Genomic DNA, 23,400 nt, shown 5'->3' with positions numbered 1-23,400 from the left:
TTTAATCATCCTTTTTACTATAAATATTTATTTTTCTATAATTTTCTCCTTTATTAAAATCCTTTTTTATATTAATCCATATAGCATCTTCTGGTATTAGTTCTTCAATTAAATTTGCCCATTCAACTAAGCATATCCCTTCTCCAAAAAAATATTCTTCATATCCTATTTCATACATTTCATCTATATCTGTAATTCTATAAACATCAAAGTGATATAAAGGAAGTCTTCCCTTATATTCATTTACTATTGTAAATGTAGGACTTGTTATTGCCTCTTGTATCTCTAATCCCTTAGCTAATCCCTTAGAAAAAGCCGTTTTACCAACACCTAAATCTCCTACAAGGCAGTATATATCTCCTCTTTTAGCATTTTTCCCTATGTTAAATCCTATTTGTCTAGTTTCTTCTTCTGAATAAGTCTCATATATCATGAATACTTCTTCCCCTTCGAAAATCAATTAATATATATTATATCTAATTGTATTATCTTTTATAAAAATATGCAAGAAAAAAGAACGGTCAAGTAAAAGACCATTCTTTTATTTTTTATAAAAAAGAGGCTTTAGAGCTTTATATACTATATAACTTGTAATAGAAATACAACTAGCTTTAAATAAATTAAAAGGTACAATAGAATATAATATTAGTGTTTCTAAACTATTAATATTGGAATTTATTTTTGTTCCCATTCCAACAATAGTATCAATACTCATTCCAAATAACATCGCATAAAAAGGTATTATTATAAAATAATTTACTAATGCTGCTATAATAGCCATAGAAGCTGTCCCTGCAAAACATCCTATAATAAATCCTTTTAAATTTGTTTTATATTTATAAATTAACCCTAAAGGATAAACATAACTTGCTCCTACAATAAAGTTAGCTAAAGGTCCAATTCCTCCTGTGCTACTTCCGGATACTGTATGCAATATTACTTTTAAAAGCTGAATGATAACACCCGCTGCTGGACCTATAGATAATGTACCTATAACTGCTGGAATATCACTAAGGTCCATTTGTAAAAATGGTAAAAATCCTGGTACAGGAAAATCAAGTAACATAAGTATAAATGCTAGAGCTGATAATAAGCCCATTTTTACTAAATTAATTGTTGTAAAAACTCCTTTTTTTTGTTTTAACGTTGTTTGCATCTTATCTCCTCCTATAAATTAAAATTTATAGGCTGCATTATAAAAGCAGCCTGAAGATTCTTCAGACTGCTTGAATATACTAAAAATATATTCTTCTCCCATCCAGACTATACTGTCGGTTTTGGAATTTCACCAAATCAGTGCTTTCGCACTCGCGGACTGTCACCGCCGGTCGGGAATTTCACCCTGCCCTGAAGAATCTTCTTATTAAATTTTAATACATTATACTATATGCAATTACTATTGTCAAATTGCATATAAATTGTTTTTAATGTATCATTTGTATTTAAAGGTAAATATTGTATATTTTTTATACTTTATATTTTATATTTATATACTTCTATAATTTGTTTTTCTTCCATCCCACAGGATAAATAGAATTTTTTTATATTTTCTGAAGAGCTTCTTAGAGTAATACTAATTTTTTTGGTATCTTTAAGGGACCAATAATAGTTTAAAACTGTCATATAAAGTATTTTCCCCATACCTCTTCTTCCATATTTATCAATTACTCCTAAAGAATCTATAGAACGATTTATCCCTTTTTCTTCTTTTATATTTTCTACACTGCAAAATCCAATTAATTTTTCTTTTTTAGTTCTTGTACTAACTCTATACATTAAAAAAATTTCATAATTATTATTTGGATTTAAAAATTTTTCTATTTGTTTTTCTTTATTTTTAATATTTATAAATATTTCTTTGTAGGTTTTTAAAAATTCCTCTTTATTCTGTATTCTTTTTGTATTCTCAATTCTTATGCCTTCTGGGGATTCTACATCTTGAATAATAGGTTCATTCATTTCTAATTTAAATAAACTTCTTTTATATTCAAATCCTTGGTTTGTTAAAAAGTTTATAATATCCTTTCTTTTTTCTTCAACTTTAGTATAAATAGAAAGAATTCCTTCTTCTTTGGCTTTATTAATCAAACTTTTCATTAATCTAGTCCCTATCCCTTGTCTTCTATATCTTGGGTCAATTACTATTCCATATAAATCTGCATTTGGTTCTCCATCTTGTCTAACTAAGTCAAGTCCTCCAAAACCTATAATTTCTCCATTTTCTATTGCAGTGAGTAAAATTAAATTTTTGTTTTCCCAATCTCTTTTCATTTGTTCTATAGTCTTATAATGCGGATAAAGAAAATTTATTACTAATTGTCCTACCTGATGATAATCATCATTAAACGAACTAACTTCCATTTCCCTTCTCCTTCCTTAAATCCCCTTCATTGTTAAAGCAATTCTTTTTTTATTTATATCTACATTTAATACAGCTACTTTTATAATATCCCCTACACTTAATACATCTAAAGGATGTTTTATAAATTTCTCTGTTATTTGTGATATATGTACTAATCCATCTTGATGAACTCCTATATCAACAAAAGCCCCAAAATCAGTAATATTACGAACTGTTCCCATTAAAACCATACCTTCTTTTAAATCTTCTAATTCTAATACATCACTCCTAAGAATTGGTTTTGGCATATCTTCTCTTGGGTCTCTTCCTGGTTTTCCCAACTCTTTTATTATATCTTCTAAAGTAGGTACTCCTATACCTAAATCTTTAGCTAATATATTTATATCTTTTATTTTTTCTCTTATATTTTTTATCTTTGTTTCTTTTATATCTTCTTTAGTATATCCTAAATAATTTAATAATTTTTCAGCTACTTCATAGGATTCAGGATGAACTCCTGTTCTATCAAACAAGTTATCTGATTCGGGAATTCTAAGAAATCCTGCACATTGTTCAAATACTTTTTTCCCCAATTGTTTTACTTTTAAAAGTTCTTTTCTATTCTTAAATTTTCCATTAGCTTCTCTGTATTCTACTATATTTTTTGCCACAGATTTTTTAATTCCTGCTACGTATTGTAATAGGGAAACTGATGCAGTATTTAAATCTACTCCAACTCTATTTACGCAGTCCTCTACTACTCCTTTAAGAGCTTCTTCTAATCTCTTTTGATTCATATCATGCTGATATTGTCCTACTCCTATGGATTTAGGATCTATTTTAACCAACTCTGCAAGGGGATCTTGAAGTCTTCTGCCTATAGATACTGCACTTCTTAAAGCAACATCAAAATCAGGAAATTCTTCTGTTCCTAAAGGAGAAGCTGAATATACTGAAGCTCCTGCTTCATTTACTATTATATAATGTACTTGTCTATTTAATTCTTTAATTAATTCTGCTATAAACATTTCTGATTCCCTAGAAGCTGTCCCATTTCCAATAGCAATAATATCTACTTTATGTTTATCTATTAATTCTTTTAAAACTTCCTTTGACTCTTCAATTTTATTTTGAGGAGGAGTAGGATATATCACTGTAGTATCTAATACTTTTCCTGTTTCATCTATAACAGCAATTTTGCATCCTGTACGAAATGCTGGATCTAGTCCAAGGACAACTTTATTTTTAATTGGTGATTGCATTAATAATTGAGAAAGATTATTTTTAAAAACATTTAAAGCTCCTGTTTCCGCTTTTTCTGTTAACTCATTTCTTATTTCTCTTTCAATAGCTGGAGCAATTAGTCTTTTATAACTATCTTCAATAGAATCCTTTAATATTTTTGAAAAAGCAGTATCTTTATTTTTTATTATTTGTTTTTCTAAAAATAATAAAATCCTATCAACTGGAGCTTCTATTTTTACTGATAATATTTTTTCTTTTTCTCCTCTATTAATAGCTAATATCCTATGTCCAGGTATATTTTTTATTTTTTCCCTATAATCATAATACATTTCATATACTGATTCTTTTTTCTCATCTTTAGCTTTTGTTACTATTTCTCCTTTATTAAAAGTTTCTTTTCTTATATATTTACGATAATCTGCATTATCTGATATCCATTCTGCTATAATATCCATGGATTTTAATATAGCATCTTCTATTGTATTAACTTCTTTTTCTGGATTAATATAATCCTTAGCAATTTCTTCTAAAGAAAGCTTTGAATCTTGTTCCCATATGATTTGTGCTAAAGGCTCTAATCCCTTTTCTTTTGCTATAGTTGCCCTAGTTCTTCTTTTGGGTCTATAAGGCCTATATATATCTTCTAATTCTGTTATAGTTTCAGCTTTTTCTAAACTATTAATCAATTCATCTGTTAATTTCCCTTGTTCTTCAATTGACCTAATAATCTGTTCTTTTTTTTCCTCTAAATTACGGAGATAATTTAATCTATCATAAAAATTTCTAAGAGTAACATCATCTAAAGAACCTGTAGCTTCTTTTCTATATCTGGCAATAAAAGGAATAGTATTCCCTTCATCAATAAGTTGAATAGTATTTTTAACTTGAAAAGGTTTAAGCTTAAATTCTTTTTCTATCTTTTTTATGATATCCATTTTTCACACCATTTCTATTTCTAATTTATACTTTATTATATTATATACGATTTGTAATATAGTAACAATACAAAATAAAACACTACTTGTTTTTATTAACATTTTATAACACAATTTCTCATACCAATCATATTATATTATTAAAGTATTTTAAAAAAATAAGCGGTTAAAACCGCTATATATAAAGCGACTCCATATATTTTAACCTCATGGAGCCGCTTTTTTATTTTATTCTTCTCTTCCTAATTTAAAACGTTCATGAATTGCATTCATAGCATCTTCTGTATATTTTTCATCAATAAGAACAGAAATTTTTACTTCTGATGTAGATATCATATTAATATTAATTCCTGCATCATACATAGCTTCAAACATTAAAGCTGCTACTCCAGGATTAGTAGCCATTCCTGCTCCAACAATGGATACTTTTGCTACCTTTTCATTATAAACTATATCTTTAGCTGTTAATCTTTCTTGGTTATTTTTTAGTATGTTAATGGTATCATGTAAATCATCCTTAGCTACTGTAAAGGAAATATCTTTTGTTCCATCTCTACCAATAGATTGTAATATTATATCTACACTAATTTTATTTTTAGCTAATAATGAAAATAATTCAAATGCCTTTCCTGGAGTATCCTCTATTCCAATCACAGAAACTCTAGCTACATTTTTATCCGCCGCAACTCCACTTACTAACATTTTTTCCATATTACTTACCTCCCTAACAACTGTTCCTTCTGCATTTGTTAAACTTGATCTTACAACTAATTCTACATTATATTTTTTTGCTATTTCAACAGAACGATTATGAAGCACTTTTGCTCCTAAAGAAGCCAATTCTAACATTTCATCATAAGTAATTTCATCTAATTTCCTTGCATTTTTTACTATTCTAGGATCAGCAGTATATACTCCATCTACATCTGTATAAATTTCACATTTATCTGCTTTTAATGCCGCAGCTATAGCAACAGCAGTAGTATCAGATCCGCTTCTCCCTAAAGTAGTAATATCATCAAATCTATTTATTCCTTGAAATCCTGTAACTAATACAATATTTTTTCTATCTAACTCAAGTTCAATTCTTTCTGTATCAATTCTTTTTAACCTTGCATTGCTATGGGTTCTATTTGTATACATTCCTACTTGAAAAGCATTCAGTGAAATAGCTGGATAACCTAATTTTTGTATTGCCATAGCCATAAGAGCAACTGATTGCTGTTCTCCTGTAGATATAAGCATATCCATCTCTCTTCGTGAAGGATGAAGATCTATCTCATGAGCTTTAGCAATTAGTTCATCTGTAGTATCTCCTTGTGCAGATAAAATTACTACGACATCGTTTCCTTGTTTATATGTTTCAATTATTCTTTTCGCAACGTTGAATACTCTTTCTACATTTGCTACAGAGCTACCTCCAAATTTTTGTACAATTAACAAGTTAGTTCCCTCCCTATTATTTTAAAAAGTAGTCCATTAATTCATGACCTTTAGGAAAATAATTTTCATTTTCCCTTATATATATTTCATCATATTTTTGGTTTTCTTGCAATTTTTCTTTACTCTTTTGATAAATTACATAAGGAACTGGGTCTGATGTATGAGTTCTAAGTCTAATAGGGGTTGGATGATCTGGCAAAACCATAATTTTATAATCTTCCCCTAATAAATCTAATTGTTCTTTTATAACTTTTATAACTTTTTCATCTATAAGTTCTATTGATTTTATTTTATTATATAATTCATTTCTATGACCACATTCATCTGGAGCCTCTATATGAACATATACAAAATCCTGACCTTTTTTTAATTCATTTACAGCTGCCATAGCTTTCCCTATAAAATTAGTATTAATATTTCCAGTAGCTCCTTCTACATCTATTGACCTTAATCCAGCACAAATTCCAATTCCTTTAATTAAATCAACAGCTGATATAACTGAACCTTTTAATCCATATTTTTCTTTGAATAAAGGAAGTCTAGGTTTTCTGCCTTCTCCCCAAATCCAAATGGAATTTGCGGGTTTTAACCCTTTTTTTATCCTTTCTAAATTAATAGGATGAGTACTTAAAATTTTATAACTTTTTTTCATCATATCATAGATTATATCTTTTTTATCTCCTTTTGGAAGATAATCTTTTATTCTTTTCCCTAAAATATCATGGGGAGGAGTTAAATCAAACTCATCACTTCCTTCATGCCATACCATTAAATGCCTATAACTTATTCCGGAATGAAATTCTATTATATCAGATTTAAAATGTTCATTTATTGTTTTTATTAACTCATTTGCTTCTTCTGTAGAAATTTCATCAGCACTATGGTCTAATATAATTTTTTCTTCATATTCTCCTTCTTTAGAAAGAGTTACTAAATTACATCTAAAAGTTATATCACTATCTAAAAGAGGAACTCCCATACTAACTGCTTCTAAGGGTGATCTCCCTGTATAATATAATTTAGGGTCATATCCTAATACTGATAAATTAGCTGTATCACTACCTGGCTTCATTCCTTTAGGGATTGTATTAACTTTTCCCACTTCACCATATTTAGCTAAATAATCTATAGTATTTGTTTTTGCATATTGGAGAGGGGTTTTATTTCCTAACTCTTCTATTGGTTCATCTGCCATCCCATCTCCAAGAATTATAACATATTTCATTATTAATCGCTCCTATATTAAAAATATTCTACTATACTATATCCTTTACTTTATCTTTCAACTCTAATTGTACTACTTATTTCTTTTATTTCTTCCTTATCTTTTAATACATTTATTTTTTCATTAATAATTCCTTCCGTTTCTTCTAATGTGATAAATGCAAATTCACCTTCTACATCATCTAATTGAATAACTTCTACTTCTCCAAATATACTTCTTACTTCTTCAACTGCTGTTTTAAAATTGTCATATTTAATTGTTACAAAATATCTCGTGTTAACGTCTTTTAAATCCATTAATTCTAATTTTTCTTTACTCCAGAAAGATAATATATTACGATTTAGATGTTTTATAGCATCTACAATATCTGCTACTACTGCACTAGCAGTTGGAAGCTTTCCTGCTCCTTTTCCATAAAACATTACATCGCCAATTACATTTCCTTTTATAAATATTGCATTAAATACTCCATTTACATTTGCTAATGGATGCTCCTTGCTTATCATAACAGGACATACTCTAGCAAATATTCTATGATCTATTTTTTTACTTGTAGCTAATAATTTAATAGTATATCCTAATTTTTTTGCATAATCCATATCTCTTTTTGTTATTTTTGTAATTCCTTCCGTATATATATCCTCATAATCTGCATGCATACCAAAAGCTAAAGATGATAAAATAGCAATTTTTCTACAAGCATCATGTCCTTCTACATCAGCTTTTGGATCTCTTTCAGCATAACCTTTTTCCTGAGCTACTTTTAATACTTCTTCAAAACTTTTTCCTTCATCAGCCATTTTTGAAAGAATATAATTTGTTGTACCATTTAAAATACCTGTTATTTCGTAAATTTCATCTGCTGTAAGGGATTGATTAAGAGGACGAATAATAGGAATTCCTCCTCCTACACTAGCTTCAAATAAAAAGTTAATATCTTTACTCTTTGCAATTTCTAATAATTCTGCTCCATGTTTTGCTACTAATTCCTTATTTGAAGTAACCACACTTTTCCCACTAAGCAAAGCTCTTTTAACAAAGGTGTAAGCAGGTTCAACTCCTCCCATTACTTCTACAATAATTTTTACTTCATCGTCATTTAAAATATCTTCAATATTATCAGTTAAAATTTCTTCTATTGGATCTCCTGGAAATTTTCTTATATCTAAGACATACTTAATATTTATGCTTTCTCCTGCTTTTTTTTCGATACTATTTTTATTAGTTTTTATTACTTCTACTACTCCAGAACCTACTGTTCCATACCCTAATATAGCAATATTTATCATATCATCTACTCCCTTGCTAAAATTTTTAAATTTAATACTCCTTCAATTGATTCTACTTTATCCATAAGTTCTTTTATTTCATCTTTCATAGGATCTGTTTCCATAGTAATGGTTACATTAGCAATTTTATTAACTGGTATTGTTTGGTTAATAGTTAATATGTTACCTCCAATAGATGCAATAACATTTAGAACATGGGATAATAATCCTGCTTTATCTTCTAACTGAATTGAAATAGTAATAGTTCTCCCTCTAGAATTTTCAAAAAAAGGGAATACTGAGTCTTTATATTTATAAAAAGAACTTCTACTAATTCCAACTTTGTCTACTGCTTCTTGTACCGTTTGTACTTTTTTTAATTCTAAAAGCCTTTTAGCCTCTACAACTTTAATAAATACTTCCGGAAGAACCTTTTGATTTACAATAAAATAACCTGTTTTTTCTTTCATAATAAGGCTCCTTGTGCTTACTGTATTTATATGATATACATTTGTTTTTGTTACAAGGAATATACCATATTTTTTTAAAATATGCAAGAGAATTAAATATAAAAATTAGTATAAAAAAAACACAGTAAAAACTGTGTTTTTTGTGAAATATAAATTAATCATTATTTTCTAATACTTGAGATATTTCTTTTTTCTCTTCATCTTCTAAAATCAAATCTACATCTAATAAAATAATCATTCTATCGTCTGCCTTTGCTACACCACTAATATATCGTCTATCTACACCTGATATAAGCTTTGGTGCTGGTTTTATATCCTGTTCATCTATATGTCTTATTTCTGTTACAGCATCTACAATAAATCCTACCATCATATCACAAGAATTTACAATAATCATTTTAGTTGCATCATCTATAGCTTTTTCGGGCATTTTAAATTTTTTTCTTAAATTATATATTGGATGAACTTCTCCCCTTAAATTTATAATTCCTTCAATATAATCTGGTGTATTAGGCACTTTAGTAATTTTATGATATTTTTCAATTCCATGGACTTTCATTATGTCTAATCCATATTCTTCATTATCTAATTTAAAAACTACCTGTTGTTTTATTGCCATATTAATACCTCCCCTCAAAAACTTTAATTATTATTTTCATGAATCCATTTAAGATATGCATTAATAAAACGATCTATATCTCCATCCATTACTGCAGAAACATTTCCTGTTTCTTCATTAGTACGATGGTCTTTAACCATATTATATGGATGAAAAACATAAGATCTTATTTGGCTTCCCCATCCAATTTCTTTTACTTCTCCCCTAATACCTTGAATTTTCTTCATTTGTTCTTCCATCTTTTTTTCATATAATTTAGCCTTTAGCATTTTCATGGCTCTATCTTTATTTTTATGTTGTGATCTTTCATTTTGACATTGAACAACGATATTAGTTGGTAAATGAGTAATTCTTACAGCCGAATCCGTAGTATTGACATGTTGTCCTCCTGCACCACTAGACCTATAAGTATCTATTCTAAGGTCTTCTGGATTAATTTCTACATCTACATCTTCATCTATTTCTGGAAGTACATCACACGAAGCAAAGGAAGTATGTCTTCTACCTGATGCATCAAAAGGAGAAATTCTAACAAGACGATGAACTCCTTTTTCTGATTTTAAATATCCATAAGCATTTTCTCCATTAACTTGAATTGTAACTGATTTTATTCCCGCTTCTTCTCCAGGTAAATAGTCTAAAGTTTCTATCTTATAACCTTTATTTTCTGCCCATCTAGTAAACATTCTAAGCAACATTGAAACCCAATCACAAGCTTCCGTTCCTCCTGCCCCCGCATGAAGAGTTAAAATAGCATTATTTTTATCATATTCACCATCTAATAAAGTAGAAATTCTCATATCTTCATAATTATTAATAAATTCTTTCATTCCTTGTTTTGCTTCTGGTATTAAACTTTCTTCTTGTTCTTCTATTCCCATCTCAATAAGAGTTACTACATCTTCATATTCTTGATTTAGCTGATTAAATTTTTCTATTTTTTGTTTTAATAACTTTATTTTTTGTAAAACTTTCTGACTTTCTTCTGTATTACTCCAAAAATCAGGATTCATAGAGTATTCTTCTAATTCTTTTAATTTTTTTCTGGCTCCAGCAATGTCAAAGTGAAGCCCCCATTTCTTCTAATTTGTCTTTATACGGCAAAAGTTCTAATTTTAATTGCTCTAATTCTAACAAATTTATCAACTCCTTTTATATTTTTTAAGCATTTCTTCCACAACAATGTTTGTATTTTTTCCCGCTTCCACAAGGGCAAGGGTCATTTCTTCCTATTTTTTCTGTTTTCCTTCTATAAGGAGTTCTTGCTTTATTTTCTTCTCCCCTATTAGTAGAAGTTGGCTCTGCTACTCTTTCTCTTTCAGGCTTATATGCAATTCTAACATGATAAAGAGCTCGTATAGTTTCTTCTTGAATATTTTCGCTCATTTCTTCAAACATATCATATCCTGCAAATTGATATTCTACTAATGGATCTCTTTGTCCATAAGCTCTAAGTCCTATTCCTTGTCGCATTTGATCCATATTATCAATATGATCCATCCATTTTTGGTCAATAACTTTAAGAAGAATTACTCTTTCTATCTCTCTTATTTGTTCTTCGCCTATTTCCTGTTCTTTTTTCTCATATAGCTTAATTGCTTGTTCTATAAGCTTTTGTTTTAAATCTTCTTTTGTTATCTCTTCTCTTTCTTCTTTGCTAATTTCTATTTCTTCTATAGGAATTATTTTAGTTAGATATTCCTTTAATCCTACTATATCCCAATCATCTGGATGAGGTGTTTCTCCAGTATGAGCTTCTACTGCTCTATTTATAATTTCTTTTATCATATTTATTATATTATCTCTTAAATTATCTCCTTCTAATACCTTACGACGTTCTCCATATATAATTTCTCTTTGTTCATTCATAACTCTATCATATTCAAGTAAATGTTTACGAATAGAGAAATTATTTCCTTCTACTTTCTTTTGAGCGTTTTCTATAGCTTTTGAAAGCATTTTATGTTCTATTGGTTCATCTTCAGGCATTTTCATGGCTTCTACAACCTTTTTAATTCTATCTGAACCAAAAAGTCGCATTAAATCATCTTCAAGGGATATATAAAATCTTGATTCTCCAGGGTCTCCTTGACGTCCTGCACGTCCTCTTAATTGATTATCAATACGTCTTGATTCATGTCTTTCTGTTCCTATAATTTTTAGCCCACCTAATTCTTTTACTCCTTCTTCTAATTTAATATCTGTACCACGACCTGCCATATTAGTTGCAATTGTAACAGCACCTTTTTGTCCTGCTAAAGCTATTATTTCTGCTTCTCTTTCATGATATTTAGCATTTAATACTTCATGTTTTATACCTCGTTTTTTTAGCATTTTACTTAGCATTTCTGATGTTTCAATAGTAATAGTACCAACTAATACAGGCTGCCCTTTTTTATGAGATTCCTCTATTTCATTAACAACAGCTTTAAACTTAGCTTCTTTAGTTTTATATACTAAATCAGGATGATCTATACGAATAACTGGCTTATTTGTAGGAATAGCTATTACATCCATTCCATAAATTTGTCTAAATTCTTCTTCTTCTGTTAAAGCTGTTCCTGTCATTCCTGACTTTTTAGTGTATTTGTTAAAAAAGTTTTGGAATGTTATAGTAGCTAAGGTTTTACTTTCTCTATTAACTACTACATTTTCTTTAGCTTCGATTGCTTGATGAAGTCCATCAGAATATCTTCTTCCAGGCATAAGTCTACCTGTAAACTCATCTACTATTACAATTTCTCCATCTTTAATAACATAATCTTTATCTAAATGCATTAAATTATGAGCTTTTAAAGCAATATTAATATGATGCTGTATTTCCATGTTTTCTGGATCAGCTAAATTAGATAATCCAAAATATTGTTCTGCTTTTTTTATTCCTTCTTCAGTTAAAGTAACTGTCTTTGCTTTTTCATCAACAACAAAATCGCCTTCTTCTTTTATTTCCTGACGCATTAAATTATTTAATGCATTTTCTTCTGTTATTACTCTACCTTTTTTTAAACGTCGTACAAAAGCATCTGCTGCTTTATACAAATGAGTAGATTTAGAACTGCTTCCAGATATAATAAGAGGAGTTCTTGCTTCATCTATTAATACAGAATCTACCTCGTCTATAATAGCATAATGCAATCCTCTTTGTACCATTTCTTCTTTATATAATACCATGTTATCCCTTAAATAATCAAAACCATACTCATTATTTGTTCCATATGTTATATCACAATTATAGGCTTTCCTTCTTTCTTTATTATCCATTCCATTTAAAATAACTCCTACGGAAAGACCTAAAAATTCATGAACCTTTCCCATCCACTCTGCATCACGTTTTGCAAGATAATCGTTTACTGTTACAATGTGAACTCCTTTTCCTTCAAGAGCATTTAAATAAGCTGGAAGAGTAGAAACTAAAGTTTTTCCTTCTCCTGTCTTCATTTCTGCAATTCTTCCTTGGTGAAGTATAATCCCACCAATAAGTTGAACTCTAAAATGACGCATTCCAAGAACCCTTGTAGCTGCTTCTCTTACAACTGCAAAAGCTTCTGGTAATATATCATCTAATGTTTGCCCTTCTTCTAATCTTCTTTTAAATTCATCAGTTTTAGCTCTTAAATCTGCATCTGATAATTTTCCTATTTCTGGTCCTAACTCTTCAATTTGGTTAACTATTCCTTCTATTCTCTTTATTTCTCTTTCACTATGACTTCCAAATATTTTTTCAAAAAATCCTTTCACAGATTCACCTTCTTTATCTCAATATTTAAGTATTACCTTTTATTTATGCTTTCCCAAAATAGTATATCAAACATTATAATGATTTACAATACTCCATATAATCCAATCCATATATAGCCAAAAAATAACCTCCACCTAATATGTGGAGGTTATTTTTAAAATTCCGGTTCAATTAATCCATATGTTCCATTTTTTCTTTTATATACCACATTTACTTCATCAGTTTCAGCATTTCTAAATACAAAGAAATTATGTCCTAGTAAATCCATCTGCATGGCTGCTTCTTCTACATTCATAGGTTTAATCGCAAAACGTTTAGTTTTTTGTATTATAATTTCTTCATCTTTTCCCTTTTCTTCTTCAATATTTTTAATAAATTCTTGTTTAAAAGGACTATTTTCTCTATGTTTATCTTTTAGCCTATTTTTAAACTTTAAAAGCTGTCTTTCTAAAATATCTACTACTTCATCAATAGCAGCATACATGTCCTTATCTTCTACTTCTGCTCTTAAAATAGTTCCTTGAAATGGAATAGTTACTTCTATTATATGTCTTAATTTTTCAACACTAAGGGTAACTTGAGCTTCTGTATCTGATACAAAGAATTTTTCTAATTTACTTAATTTATCCATTATCTTTTCTTGAAGTGCATTGGTTACTTCAATATTTTTCCCACTAATTATATAACGCATACTGGATCAACTCCTTTTTCTTTTGTCTATATATAAATTATACCAAAATTCTTATTTTTTATAAAGGAATTTTTAAATTGTAATAAACTAAATTTTAAATTACTTCTTAATTATTATATAAAATTATAACACTTTACTTAAAAATATTTTTGTCCTTTCTTCTTTAGGATTAGAAAATACTTCTTTAGGATCTCCACTTTCAATAATTTTTCCTTCATCCATAAAAAGAAGTCTTGTCCCTACCTCTTTTGCAAAACCCATTTCATGAGTTACAATTACCATAGTCATCCCTTCATTTGCTAATTCTTTTATTACTTCTAATACTTCCTTTACCATTTCAGGGTCTAGAGCTGAAGTAGGTTCATCAAAAAGCATTATATTAGGATTCATAGCTAAAGCTCTCGCAATAGCTATTCTTTGTTTTTGTCCCCCTGATAATTTATTAGGATATTCTATAGCTTTATCTTTAAGCCCTACTTTATCTAATAAATCATAAGCTATTTTTTCTGCTTCCTCTTTAGTATATCCTTTTAATTTCATAGGAGCTAAGGTTAAATTTTCCATAACATTCATATGAGGAAATAAATTAAAATGTTGAAATACCATACCTACCTTTTGTCGAATAAGATTTATATTAGTTTTTGGAGAAGTAATATCTACTCCTTCAATCTTAATTTGCCCTTTAGTAGGCTCTTCCATTAGATTTATACATCTTAAAAAAGTCGATTTACCTGAACCGCTAGGTCCTATAACAACAACTACTTCTCCCTTAGTTATATGTTCATTTATACCTTTTAATACTTCTAATTTGCCAAAACTTTTGTATAAATTATTAATCTCTATCACCTTGTCTCATCCTCCTTTCTACAATGCGCATAATCTTAGTAAATATTCCTGTTAAAGTTAAATATATAAGCGCAACGGCAATTAAAGGTTCAAATCCTCTATAAGTTTGACTAGTAATAATATCTGCAGAACGAAGTAAATCCATACCTCCTATATATCCTACAATAGAAGTTTCTTTTAACAAAATTATAAATTCGCTAACTAAAGCTGGTAATATATTTTTTATTGCTTGTGGGATTATAATATAATACATAGCCATACCATAACTCATACCAAGGGACCTTGCTGCTTCCATCTGTCCTTTATCTAACCCTTGTATTCCTGCTCTTATAATTTCTGCTACATAAGCTCCACTATTAATACCAAATGCTAAACCAGCTACTAAAAGTTTAGGAGCAGCTACTCTTCCAAAAATAACTGTATGCATAATCAAAAGTTGAACAAGAGCTGGAGTTCCTCTTATAACATCAATGTATATCATAGCTAAAAAAGAAATAGGATTAAAATCTGATAATTTATTTAAATTTTTTCTCCCCTTTAAAAATTTAAAAGGTTTAAATTGAGATATTCTAAATAAAGCAACAATAATCCCAATAAGAATTCCAATAATTGCTGCTAAAGCAGTTACTAATAAAGAAAATTTAAGTCCATCTAAAATATACTTATACCTATCATTTCCAAAAAATATTTCCCATACTGACATCTTTTCACCTCACATTTTATTCGTTATTTTGTATTGTACCATAAAAAATGGGTAGCAGCATATACTGCAACCCATTATTCAAAATATTTTTCTATTAGCCTATCATATTCCCCGCTTTCTTTCATTTCTTCTAAAACAGAATTTACAATTTCAAGAAATTCTTCATTTTCTTTTGGAACAGCTATTGCATAATATTCTTTTGTTAATTCATTAGGTAAAATTTGTATATCTTCATTGCCTTCAACAAACTTTTTAGCAGGTTCTGAATCTAAAATAACTGCATCTATTTTTCCATTTTGTAAATCTCTAATAGCCATAAACCCTGTATCAAATTTAATAATTTCAGCTCCTTCTATTTTTGAAGCTTCTTCATCTCCTGTAGTTCCTAACTGTACCCCAATCTTTTTATTTTTCAAATCTTCTGGTCCTTGTATTTCTGTATTATCTTTCATAGTAATAATTACCTGACTAGCTTCATAGTATCCATCGGAAAAATCAACATTTTTCGCTCTTTCTTCATTTATACTCATCCCCGCCGCAATAAAATCAATTTTTCCTGCTTGAAGAGCTGGTATTAATCCTTTAAACTGCATATCTTCTATCTTTAATTCAACTCCTAATTTTTCTGCTATCTTATTAGCAATTTCAACATCAAATCCTAGTATCTCTTCTCCTTCTCGATATTCAAAAGGTGGAAAAGCTGCATTTGTTCCCATAACTATAACTTTATTTTTTTCAACTCTTTTTAAAACATCATTTTTACCACAACCTGTTAATCCAGATACCATTATAATGATTAATATAAAATAAATTATTTTTTTCATTCTTATTCTCCTTTCAGGTTTTTGTATGATTATACATTTATATGTATAATTAGTCAATAGTTTTTACTATTTATTTTTTATATTATTATTTAACTCATTGAAGCAATTAATCCTGCAAAATTTAAATGATTTAGATAACAATTATTACCTTATTCTCATTTTGTGGATAAATCTACTAATTTACACAATATATTTTTTTTACACACATAAAGTCTGTGGATAATGTGGATAATTTTGTTCATAACTATAATAAGTTAAAAAATGTACCTTTTTTTTGTGGATAACTTTGTGCATTTATTGTTATTTATTGCTTTTATATAAAATTAATATTTAACATACATTAACTAATGATTATGATTATTAATTGGAATCAATTTTTCTCTTCAAAATTCCCTTCTTTATTAAAAATTATTTAAATTTTTTTAATAATGTATATAATATAAATATCACTGTAAAAAATTAATATCCTATGATACAATAAATGTGATTTTTATAAATAGTTTAGGTATTAGAGGTGACATTATGCAAACTCTTGAAGTTCCAATATATGTTAAAATCGCTGTTGATATGGCTGGTAGGATTTATCAAGGCGAGTTTAAAGAATCTGAAAAATTAAGAGGACGTTCTACTTTAGCTGGAGAATATAATGTATCTCCTGAAACTATAAGAAGAGCTATGAGACTCCTTGAAGATATGGAAGTAGTAACTGTTACTCAAGGAAGTGGTATTTTTGTAAAATCTAAAGAAAAAGCTTATTTATTTTTGGAAAGATTTAAACAAAAAGAAAGTATAGATGAATTAAAAAATAATATCAAAAATTTATTAAAGCAAAAAAAATTAATCGAAGATATCATTGAGGATAAAATAAATACTATAGTTGATTATGCTGACAAATTAAAACATAGTAATCTTATTACTCCTATAGAAATTGCTATTCCTGCCAATTCACATGTTATTGGTAAAAGTATATTAGATACAAACTTTTGGCAAAATACTGGAGCTACCATTGTAGGCATTAAACGTAAAAATGAATTAATAATATCTCCTGGTCCTTATGCGGAATTTAAAAAAGGAGATATTCTTATTATAGTTGGCGATCCATATATTTGGGAAAGAGCTAATCAATTTTTATCAAAATAATTTCTATCCTAATAAAATTTGACATAGATGTTAAAACAGTATACAATATTTGAAATTTATTTTTTATTTTTACAACAGAAAGGAGTTACTATAATGAGTTTCAATTATATAAGAAAAATTCCTTCTTCTGAGGAAATTATAAATGAACTCCCATTACCTAAGGAGTTAGCTAAAATTAAAGAAATAAGAGATAAGGAAATAAAGGACGCAATTGAAAGAAAAAATGATAAATTTATAGTTATAATAGGTCCTTGTTCTGCCCATAATGAAGATGCTGTATGCGATTATACAAGTCGTCTTGCCAGAGTACAGGAAAAGGTAAAGGAAAAAATTATTATTATTCCTAGGGTTTATACAAACAAACCAAGAACTACTGGTGAAGGATATAAAGGAATGCTACATCAACCTAACCCAAATGAAAAACCCAATATTTTAGAAGGATTAAAATCTATAAGACAAATGCATATTCGTGCAATAACTGAATCCCATTTAACTCCGGCAGATGAAATGCTTTATCCTGAAAATTATACATATCTTAAAGATGTCTTAAGTTATGTAGCTATAGGTGCTCGTTCTGTTGAAAATCAACAACATCGTTTAACTGTTAGTGGAATGGACATTCCTGTTGGAATGAAAAATCCCACTAGTGGAGATATTTCTGTTATGCTAAACTCTATTTATGCAGCTCAACATGGACATACCTTCTTATACCAAGGTTGGGAAGTTAAAACTTCTGGTAACCCTTTATCTCATGCAGTTTTAAGAGGAGCAGTAGATAGATATGGAACAAATATCCCCAATTATCATTATGAAGATATGATAAATATAGCTAAAGAATATATGGAACGAAATCTTTCTAATCCTACTATTATAGTAGATACTAATCATGCTAATTCCATGAAAAAATTTTATGAACAACCTCGTATTGTAAAGGAAATCTTATATAGCAGAAAACATTCTTCTATATTAAAAGACATGGTTAGAGGACTTATGATAGAAAGTTATATAGTAGAAGGAAATCAAAAGCCTAATGAAAATATATATGGTAAATCTATAACTGACCCTTGCCTTGGCTGGGAAGATTCTGAAAAACTAATATATTATATTGCAGAAAATGTATAAAAAAAAGCTATACACATATTCTTTAATTTGTGTATAGCTTTTTATATATTTATACATCACTGGCAATTTTTCTTGTTTTTTTTCTTTTGTATATAATAATTATCGTTACTATACTAATAATCAAAATGCATCCAATAGCTATTTCAAAAATAGGTAAAGCTGGTTTTTCTAATAATATTTCTATTATATTATTATTATCCTCAAAATTAAGTTCTATTGTATTACTATTTTCTTCTAATGTCTTCTTTTCTCCATTATTATAAACATATTTTATTTTCCATTTCTTAGGAACATTAATATTATATGTGATATCATTTTCTATTTCAAGATTTCCCAAAATAGAATTAAATAAATTTTCATCATATAACAAATATACATCTTTGTTTTTATCGGATACATCTGTTTTCTTAAAATAAGAAAATGAATCAAGATTTTCTTTGTTTTCATCTACCTTTTTAGTAATACTTATTGTATCTTCATATATTACTTGCTCTCCACTTTTAATAATATTTACATTAGGATTTATTTTTTTATAATACTCATCTAAAACATCATATCCTATTTTCTCTACCATTTCTTTATTCCATATATATTTTATAGTTTTTTTAGTTTCTTTCGTATTTAACACATTTAAAGAAATATCTATGGAATTTATTTGAAATTGTTTTTCAAATCTGCCTTTTACTGAAAAACTATTATCATAAAAAGTCGTTCCTAACTCCAAATCTCCTTGATTTGTTTCCGTAATATCATAATAGTAATTATCATCTTCCATTAATAACTCTACTTCTTTAGGATAATATATAAAATAATCTATCCCATATATAGGAGAAATTCCTTTTAATAATTCAGTAAATGAAGTTTCTTCATTTAATATGTATATCGGATGCAATGGATTAGAATCTTCATCTTCAACTAAAGTAAATTTATTTTTGCTAGAAAATCTTTTCATATAGTCTTGTAATTGTTCTGAAGTTTTTTCATTAAATAAGAGTTTATACTTAACCTCTGAAGAATTTTCTTCCCTTTCTATTTCATCACAAAATTCTCCGAAATATTCCATTAATTTATCTTTAGATATTTTTTCTTCGGTATAATAATCAAAATGTATATGTATTTCTCTATCTAATGTATCTTCAAAATTTATTTTTGTTATTACTGAGATTTTATCTACTGGATATGTTTCTTCAAAATTAAAATTAACAGTATCAACATCTCCATAAACATAATCTTCATATTCTGGAAGCGTAATATATATCTTATCTAACTGAAATAAATCCGTTCCACTTCCTTCTTCAACAATTCCCGCTGAATCTATGGCATCTGTAGCCCATTTAACCATATCATAAGAAGGATTTGTTTCTGTAAAACTACACACTTTCCCGAATACACTATCTTCATTTATATAAACTGCATCATGAGGCTTGCCTGTAATTTGTTCAGTCTTTTCATTATATTCGTCTATATTATCAAAACTATAGGAAAAAACATATTCTACTCCACCATATTCTAAAACATTTTTTTTCATTTCTAATACATCTGGTTTTGCAGAATTTAAAACTTCATCTAATGCTTCTATTCCGCCTTCTATATATTCAAAATACATTTCATCTATAAATGCTGTAATAACTCTTGTCCCTTTACCATTTTCATCAATAGTAATAGTAGAATCAATCTCTGCTCCACATCCGGATATTATAAAAATAGTTCCTAATATAATAATAAGTAAAAAAATATTTTTTACTCTATTCACTGTCATCACCTTCTTTCATGTTGTCTAAAGTATATCTTAAATTCATAGTAATATTTTCCCATTCACCTGTATTAATGTTATATAATAACACATTATGGTCATATTCTTTACTTAATATAACTAATCCATCATTAGATATATGATGAATTTTTAAATGATTATTTTTCATATTTACTTTTTTATCTTTACTATAAATTTCTAAAATGGTGTTATCTGTTTCTAACCTATATCTTATAATACATTTGTTATTGTTATCATCTACAAAATATGCAAATATATCAGCGGCTATTGCATCTGAGATTTCTCCATCTAAACTATTAATTAATATGTTTTTATCTGAATCTTCATCATCTGTATTAGATGCTACTATTACCTTAGATAATCCATATAATAACATATCAGCTTCTTTTCCTGTATCTTTTTTATCCTTAGTTTCGTAGTTGTAAATATATACTTTTTCATCATCAAGAAATGCGATGGTATCATTATCATTCCAAAATAAATTTTTACCTTCTATTTCTAGCAACTCATTATCAATATTTTCTGGAAACATTATTTGATTTGTTGAACCTTCTACTAAAAGTTTATCTCCATTTTTATTCCATCTAAAGTTTATTATATCTTCAAATTTCTTTTCATTAAGTTCTTCTCCATTTTCATTAATAATTACTATTTTATTTCCTTCATAAGTTTCTTCTTGTATAGCAAGTTTTTTACTGTCTTCAGAAATAGCAATATACATAATTTCTCCATCGGAAACATAAATATCTGAGATCTTATTTTTACTAGGTTCATACTTATAAACTGTATCATATGTTTGAATAAAATAGATGTTTTTACCACCTAATAAAACTCTTTCTATTTCTTCAATATTCATGTAAATATTATTACTTTTATAATCTTTATCATTCTCATAATCTAAAAATACAGTAGACTTTCTACTTGTAGTAGTATTATCAAAAATTATACTTTTTTCTTTTATTATATCTTCAAATCCTAATAAGAACATTATAAAAAATAATATAATATATCCTCCTATATATACATAACGTTGTTTTTGTAATCTTTCTTCCAATTTTTCTATATGAATTTTATCTATAACAAAATATATAACAATTGCAAATATAGCACACCATATAAATGTATTTATTAAAACTCCTAAGTATGAGTAACCTATTTTTATCATCATTTTCATGTCACTTGATGCTTCTACCATATCATCGATTGAGAATATATTACCTAATCCTCCAATATCACCCTTTAAATATATATATGTTTTTGTAAGTAATGATAAAATAAAATTCCAAACTAATAATAATACTGCAGTAATGCTTATATTTCTCAAATCTTTTTTACTTCTATGTTTTTTAAACCCTAAATATAACACAATTATTGTTCCTAATATTATTAAAAATTTTAAACCAATTATGATATACGGATTAGATAAATTTTCTTTTGCAAAATTGAAAACACCTATTTTTTGGAAACCATCTTCTGAAACTGTTACAAATTCATTTCCAAATATTCCTAAAGCAAAGTATAACCACATATTTGGAATAAAATATAATATATTTAAAAGTTGTGTTGCTTTAAATTCACTACTTGTTAAAATTCCACCAATAATAAAAACATAAATTATAGCAGTTAATAAGCCACTATATATAATCTGATATTTTACAATAGTAATAAAAGCTTCTACACTATCATATGGGAAAATATCTAAAATCTTCTCTTTTTTGATAAAAACACTCAAAAACAATTGAATACTAAGAGTTATTAGAAAAGTTATTATTATTCCTTTAATAAGAGGACTAGAATATTTAATATCATCAAACTTTAAACTATATAATTTATAACTAATTACAAAAATTAAATTTGATAGTATACTAAAAATAAAAGAAGTGGCTGCATAATATTTTAAATTTTCTTTCGTGGATGTATTCTCTTTATACTTTTTATAAGAACCAACTAAAAATGAAATTATAGGAACAATAAATAATATAATATAAGCTACTTTCACAGACGCTTTCATAAATAATTCTATTATTTCATTATTTTCATATATTATATTTAACGGAATTTGCATAGAAATTTGATATATCTGCAAAATATCTATAAAAATATTTCTGTTCTTGTCATCATTTAATAATTCGGCAAACTCTTTATTGTTTGAAAATAATTCTATGTTTTTCAAAAAAATTACATTTGATATCAAGCATAAAATTAAGCCAATTACAAAAGCTAATCCTGCTCCAATAAAGGCTTCTTTCCAAGTTTTTTTATTTTCTAAAAAAAATTTTTTTATATTTTGAAAAGAAAATTTATCTTTGTCAAACAAATTATTAATTCCTGTTTTTATACCTTTTATGTCCATTGAATTGTCTTTTTCAACAATTTTATATTCATTCCCTCTATTCCCACATTGTGAACAATAATTATTAGAAATTTTAGCCCCACATTTATTACAGAAATTAATAGTATTTTTTTCAATACTTAAATTAGAAATATCATATTTTTTTATTTTATTACCACAATTAATACAATATTGATTACTATCTAAATTTTCCTTTCCACATTTATTACAATACACAATACCCCTCCTTTATTATTGTTTACTCCCGCAAATATTACAAAATGCAGCGTTTGCTTCAATAATTTTTTCACATACAGGACACTTTTTTACTTCTTCTTCATAAAATTTATTAATATTTAACCCACAGCTATTGCAAAAATTAGTATCTTCATTTAAAGGCTGCTTACATTTTGGACATATTCCTTTTTCCTTTTCAATAATAACATTATTATTTTTTTCTGCTATTTCTCCTTGAATTTTACATATTTGTTTAGATATTTCTTCTAATTTAGGGTCAGATAACTCTTTTGTTCGAATTTTATAATGTACTTCTTCTCCTAATAAAACTAAATATTGAAATAATTTTTGTTCTTCAGATGATAATTTAGCCGACATTTTTATCTCTCCTTTTTTATTTTTTTACAACAATAGTATAATATATCAAAACATAAAATTTCAATAAT

Annotated in this window: 20 protein-coding genes and 1 riboswitch; of the genes, 2 read left to right on the top strand and 18 right to left on the bottom strand. The window is 27.4% G+C overall.

Annotation, left to right across the window (positions count from 1 at the left end):
- Nucleotide 1: 1 nt before the first annotated feature.
- The 15 genes from tsaE to OM90_RS07545 form a co-directional block, all read right to left on the bottom strand.
- On the bottom strand, nucleotides 2-433 hold the full coding sequence (tsaE, locus tag OM90_RS07615; protein WP_058486301.1) for a tRNA (adenosine(37)-N6)-threonylcarbamoyltransferase complex ATPase subunit type 1 TsaE: 432 nt from the start codon (nucleotides 431-433) through the stop codon (nucleotides 2-4).
- 108 nt (nucleotides 434-541) lie between these two features.
- On the bottom strand, nucleotides 542-1,156 hold the full coding sequence (locus OM90_RS07610; RefSeq protein WP_058486300.1) for an ECF transporter S component: 615 nt from the start codon (nucleotides 1,154-1,156) through the stop codon (nucleotides 542-544).
- 86 nt (nucleotides 1,157-1,242) lie between these two features.
- A riboswitch (FMN riboswitch) is annotated at nucleotides 1,243-1,359 on the bottom strand.
- A 114-nt stretch (nucleotides 1,360-1,473) separates the two neighbouring features.
- Entirely contained in the window at nucleotides 1,474-2,361 is an 888-nt protein-coding gene (locus OM90_RS07605) for a GNAT family N-acetyltransferase (RefSeq protein ID WP_058486299.1), read from the bottom strand.
- Nucleotides 2,362-2,376: 15 nt separating this feature from the next.
- A complete protein-coding gene (locus tag OM90_RS07600) occupies nucleotides 2,377-4,521 on the bottom strand; it encodes a Tex family protein (RefSeq protein WP_058486298.1) in 2,145 nt (714 codons plus the stop codon).
- 228 nt (nucleotides 4,522-4,749) lie between these two features.
- Nucleotides 4,750-5,964 carry an aspartate kinase gene (locus OM90_RS07595; RefSeq protein WP_058486297.1) on the bottom strand — a complete coding sequence of 405 codons (1,215 nt, stop codon included), beginning with the start codon at nucleotides 5,962-5,964 and terminating at the stop codon, nucleotides 4,750-4,752.
- 16 nt (nucleotides 5,965-5,980) lie between these two features.
- Nucleotides 5,981-7,189 (bottom strand): cofactor-independent phosphoglycerate mutase, encoded by a 1,209-nt coding sequence (locus OM90_RS07590; RefSeq protein WP_058486296.1) that lies wholly within the window; start codon nucleotides 7,187-7,189, stop codon nucleotides 5,981-5,983.
- A 50-nt stretch (nucleotides 7,190-7,239) separates the two neighbouring features.
- A complete protein-coding gene (locus tag OM90_RS07585; protein WP_058486295.1) occupies nucleotides 7,240-8,478 on the bottom strand; it encodes a homoserine dehydrogenase in 1,239 nt (412 codons plus the stop codon).
- A gap of 5 nt (nucleotides 8,479-8,483) precedes the next feature.
- Entirely contained in the window at nucleotides 8,484-8,927 is a 444-nt protein-coding gene (locus OM90_RS07580) for an ACT domain-containing protein (protein WP_058486294.1), read from the bottom strand.
- Between the two features lie 154 nt (nucleotides 8,928-9,081).
- Complete coding sequence (locus OM90_RS07575; protein ID WP_058486293.1) at nucleotides 9,082-9,546, bottom strand: chemotaxis protein CheW; 465 nt, start codon at nucleotides 9,544-9,546, stop codon at nucleotides 9,082-9,084.
- Nucleotides 9,547-9,569: 23 nt separating this feature from the next.
- Nucleotides 9,570-10,683 (bottom strand): peptide chain release factor 2 gene (prfB, locus tag OM90_RS07570; protein ID WP_144428561.1). Its coding sequence is split into 2 segments (ribosomal slippage): nucleotides 9,570-10,607 and nucleotides 10,609-10,683, totalling 1,113 coding nucleotides; the frame shifts between segments, so codons are not numbered across the junction.
- Between the two features lie 24 nt (nucleotides 10,684-10,707).
- Nucleotides 10,708-13,284, bottom strand: coding sequence for a preprotein translocase subunit SecA (secA, locus tag OM90_RS07565; RefSeq protein WP_058486291.1), 2,577 nt, complete (start codon nucleotides 13,282-13,284; stop codon nucleotides 10,708-10,710).
- Nucleotides 13,285-13,439: 155 nt separating this feature from the next.
- Nucleotides 13,440-13,976, bottom strand: a complete 537-nt coding sequence (gene hpf / locus OM90_RS07560) for a ribosome hibernation-promoting factor, HPF/YfiA family (protein WP_058486290.1) — start codon at nucleotides 13,974-13,976, stop codon at nucleotides 13,440-13,442.
- A 123-nt stretch (nucleotides 13,977-14,099) separates the two neighbouring features.
- Nucleotides 14,100-14,822: an amino acid ABC transporter ATP-binding protein gene (locus OM90_RS07555; protein ID WP_058486289.1), complete on the bottom strand. Its 723-nt coding sequence runs from the start codon at nucleotides 14,820-14,822 to the stop codon at nucleotides 14,100-14,102.
- Nucleotides 14,809-15,525 (bottom strand): amino acid ABC transporter permease, encoded by a 717-nt coding sequence (locus OM90_RS07550; protein ID WP_058486288.1) that lies wholly within the window; start codon nucleotides 15,523-15,525, stop codon nucleotides 14,809-14,811. Before OM90_RS07550 ends, OM90_RS07555 begins: the two co-directional genes overlap by 14 nt.
- Before the next feature lie 74 nt (nucleotides 15,526-15,599).
- Nucleotides 15,600-16,349 (bottom strand): basic amino acid ABC transporter substrate-binding protein, encoded by a 750-nt coding sequence (locus tag OM90_RS07545; protein ID WP_058486287.1) that lies wholly within the window; start codon nucleotides 16,347-16,349, stop codon nucleotides 15,600-15,602.
- Between the two features lie 522 nt (nucleotides 16,350-16,871).
- Here OM90_RS07545 and OM90_RS07540 point away from each other — a divergent pair.
- Both OM90_RS07540 and OM90_RS07535 read left to right on the top strand, forming a co-directional pair.
- Nucleotides 16,872-17,489 (top strand): TrkA C-terminal domain-containing protein, encoded by a 618-nt coding sequence (locus OM90_RS07540; RefSeq protein WP_058486286.1) that lies wholly within the window; start codon nucleotides 16,872-16,874, stop codon nucleotides 17,487-17,489.
- 93 nt (nucleotides 17,490-17,582) lie between these two features.
- Complete coding sequence (locus tag OM90_RS07535) at nucleotides 17,583-18,611, top strand: 3-deoxy-7-phosphoheptulonate synthase (protein WP_058486285.1); 1,029 nt, start codon at nucleotides 17,583-17,585, stop codon at nucleotides 18,609-18,611.
- A gap of 49 nt (nucleotides 18,612-18,660) precedes the next feature.
- Here OM90_RS07535 and OM90_RS07530 read toward each other — a convergent pair whose 3' ends face one another.
- Genes OM90_RS07530 through OM90_RS07520 form a run of 3 tightly spaced genes read right to left on the bottom strand, consistent with a single transcriptional unit; the run spans nucleotide 18,661 to nucleotide 23,332 of the window.
- Nucleotides 18,661-20,364, bottom strand: a complete 1,704-nt coding sequence (locus tag OM90_RS07530; RefSeq protein WP_058486284.1) for a hypothetical protein — start codon at nucleotides 20,362-20,364, stop codon at nucleotides 18,661-18,663.
- Entirely contained in the window at nucleotides 20,357-22,954 is a 2,598-nt protein-coding gene (locus OM90_RS07525; protein ID WP_058486283.1) for a zinc ribbon domain-containing protein, read from the bottom strand. The genes OM90_RS07530 and OM90_RS07525 overlap by 8 nt, the downstream gene beginning before the upstream one ends.
- Nucleotides 22,955-22,969: 15 nt before the next feature.
- Nucleotides 22,970-23,332 (bottom strand): zinc ribbon domain-containing protein, encoded by a 363-nt coding sequence (locus tag OM90_RS07520; RefSeq protein ID WP_058486282.1) that lies wholly within the window; start codon nucleotides 23,330-23,332, stop codon nucleotides 22,970-22,972.
- Nucleotides 23,333-23,400 lie beyond the last annotated feature (68 nt).

Source organism: Defluviitalea phaphyphila (genome assembly GCF_001466305.1).
Taxonomy (GTDB): domain Bacteria; phylum Bacillota; class Clostridia; order Lachnospirales; family Defluviitaleaceae; genus Defluviitalea_A; species Defluviitalea_A phaphyphila.
The sequence above is the reverse complement of the archived record's forward strand: the minus strand, read 5'-3'. Positions and strand labels throughout refer to the sequence as shown.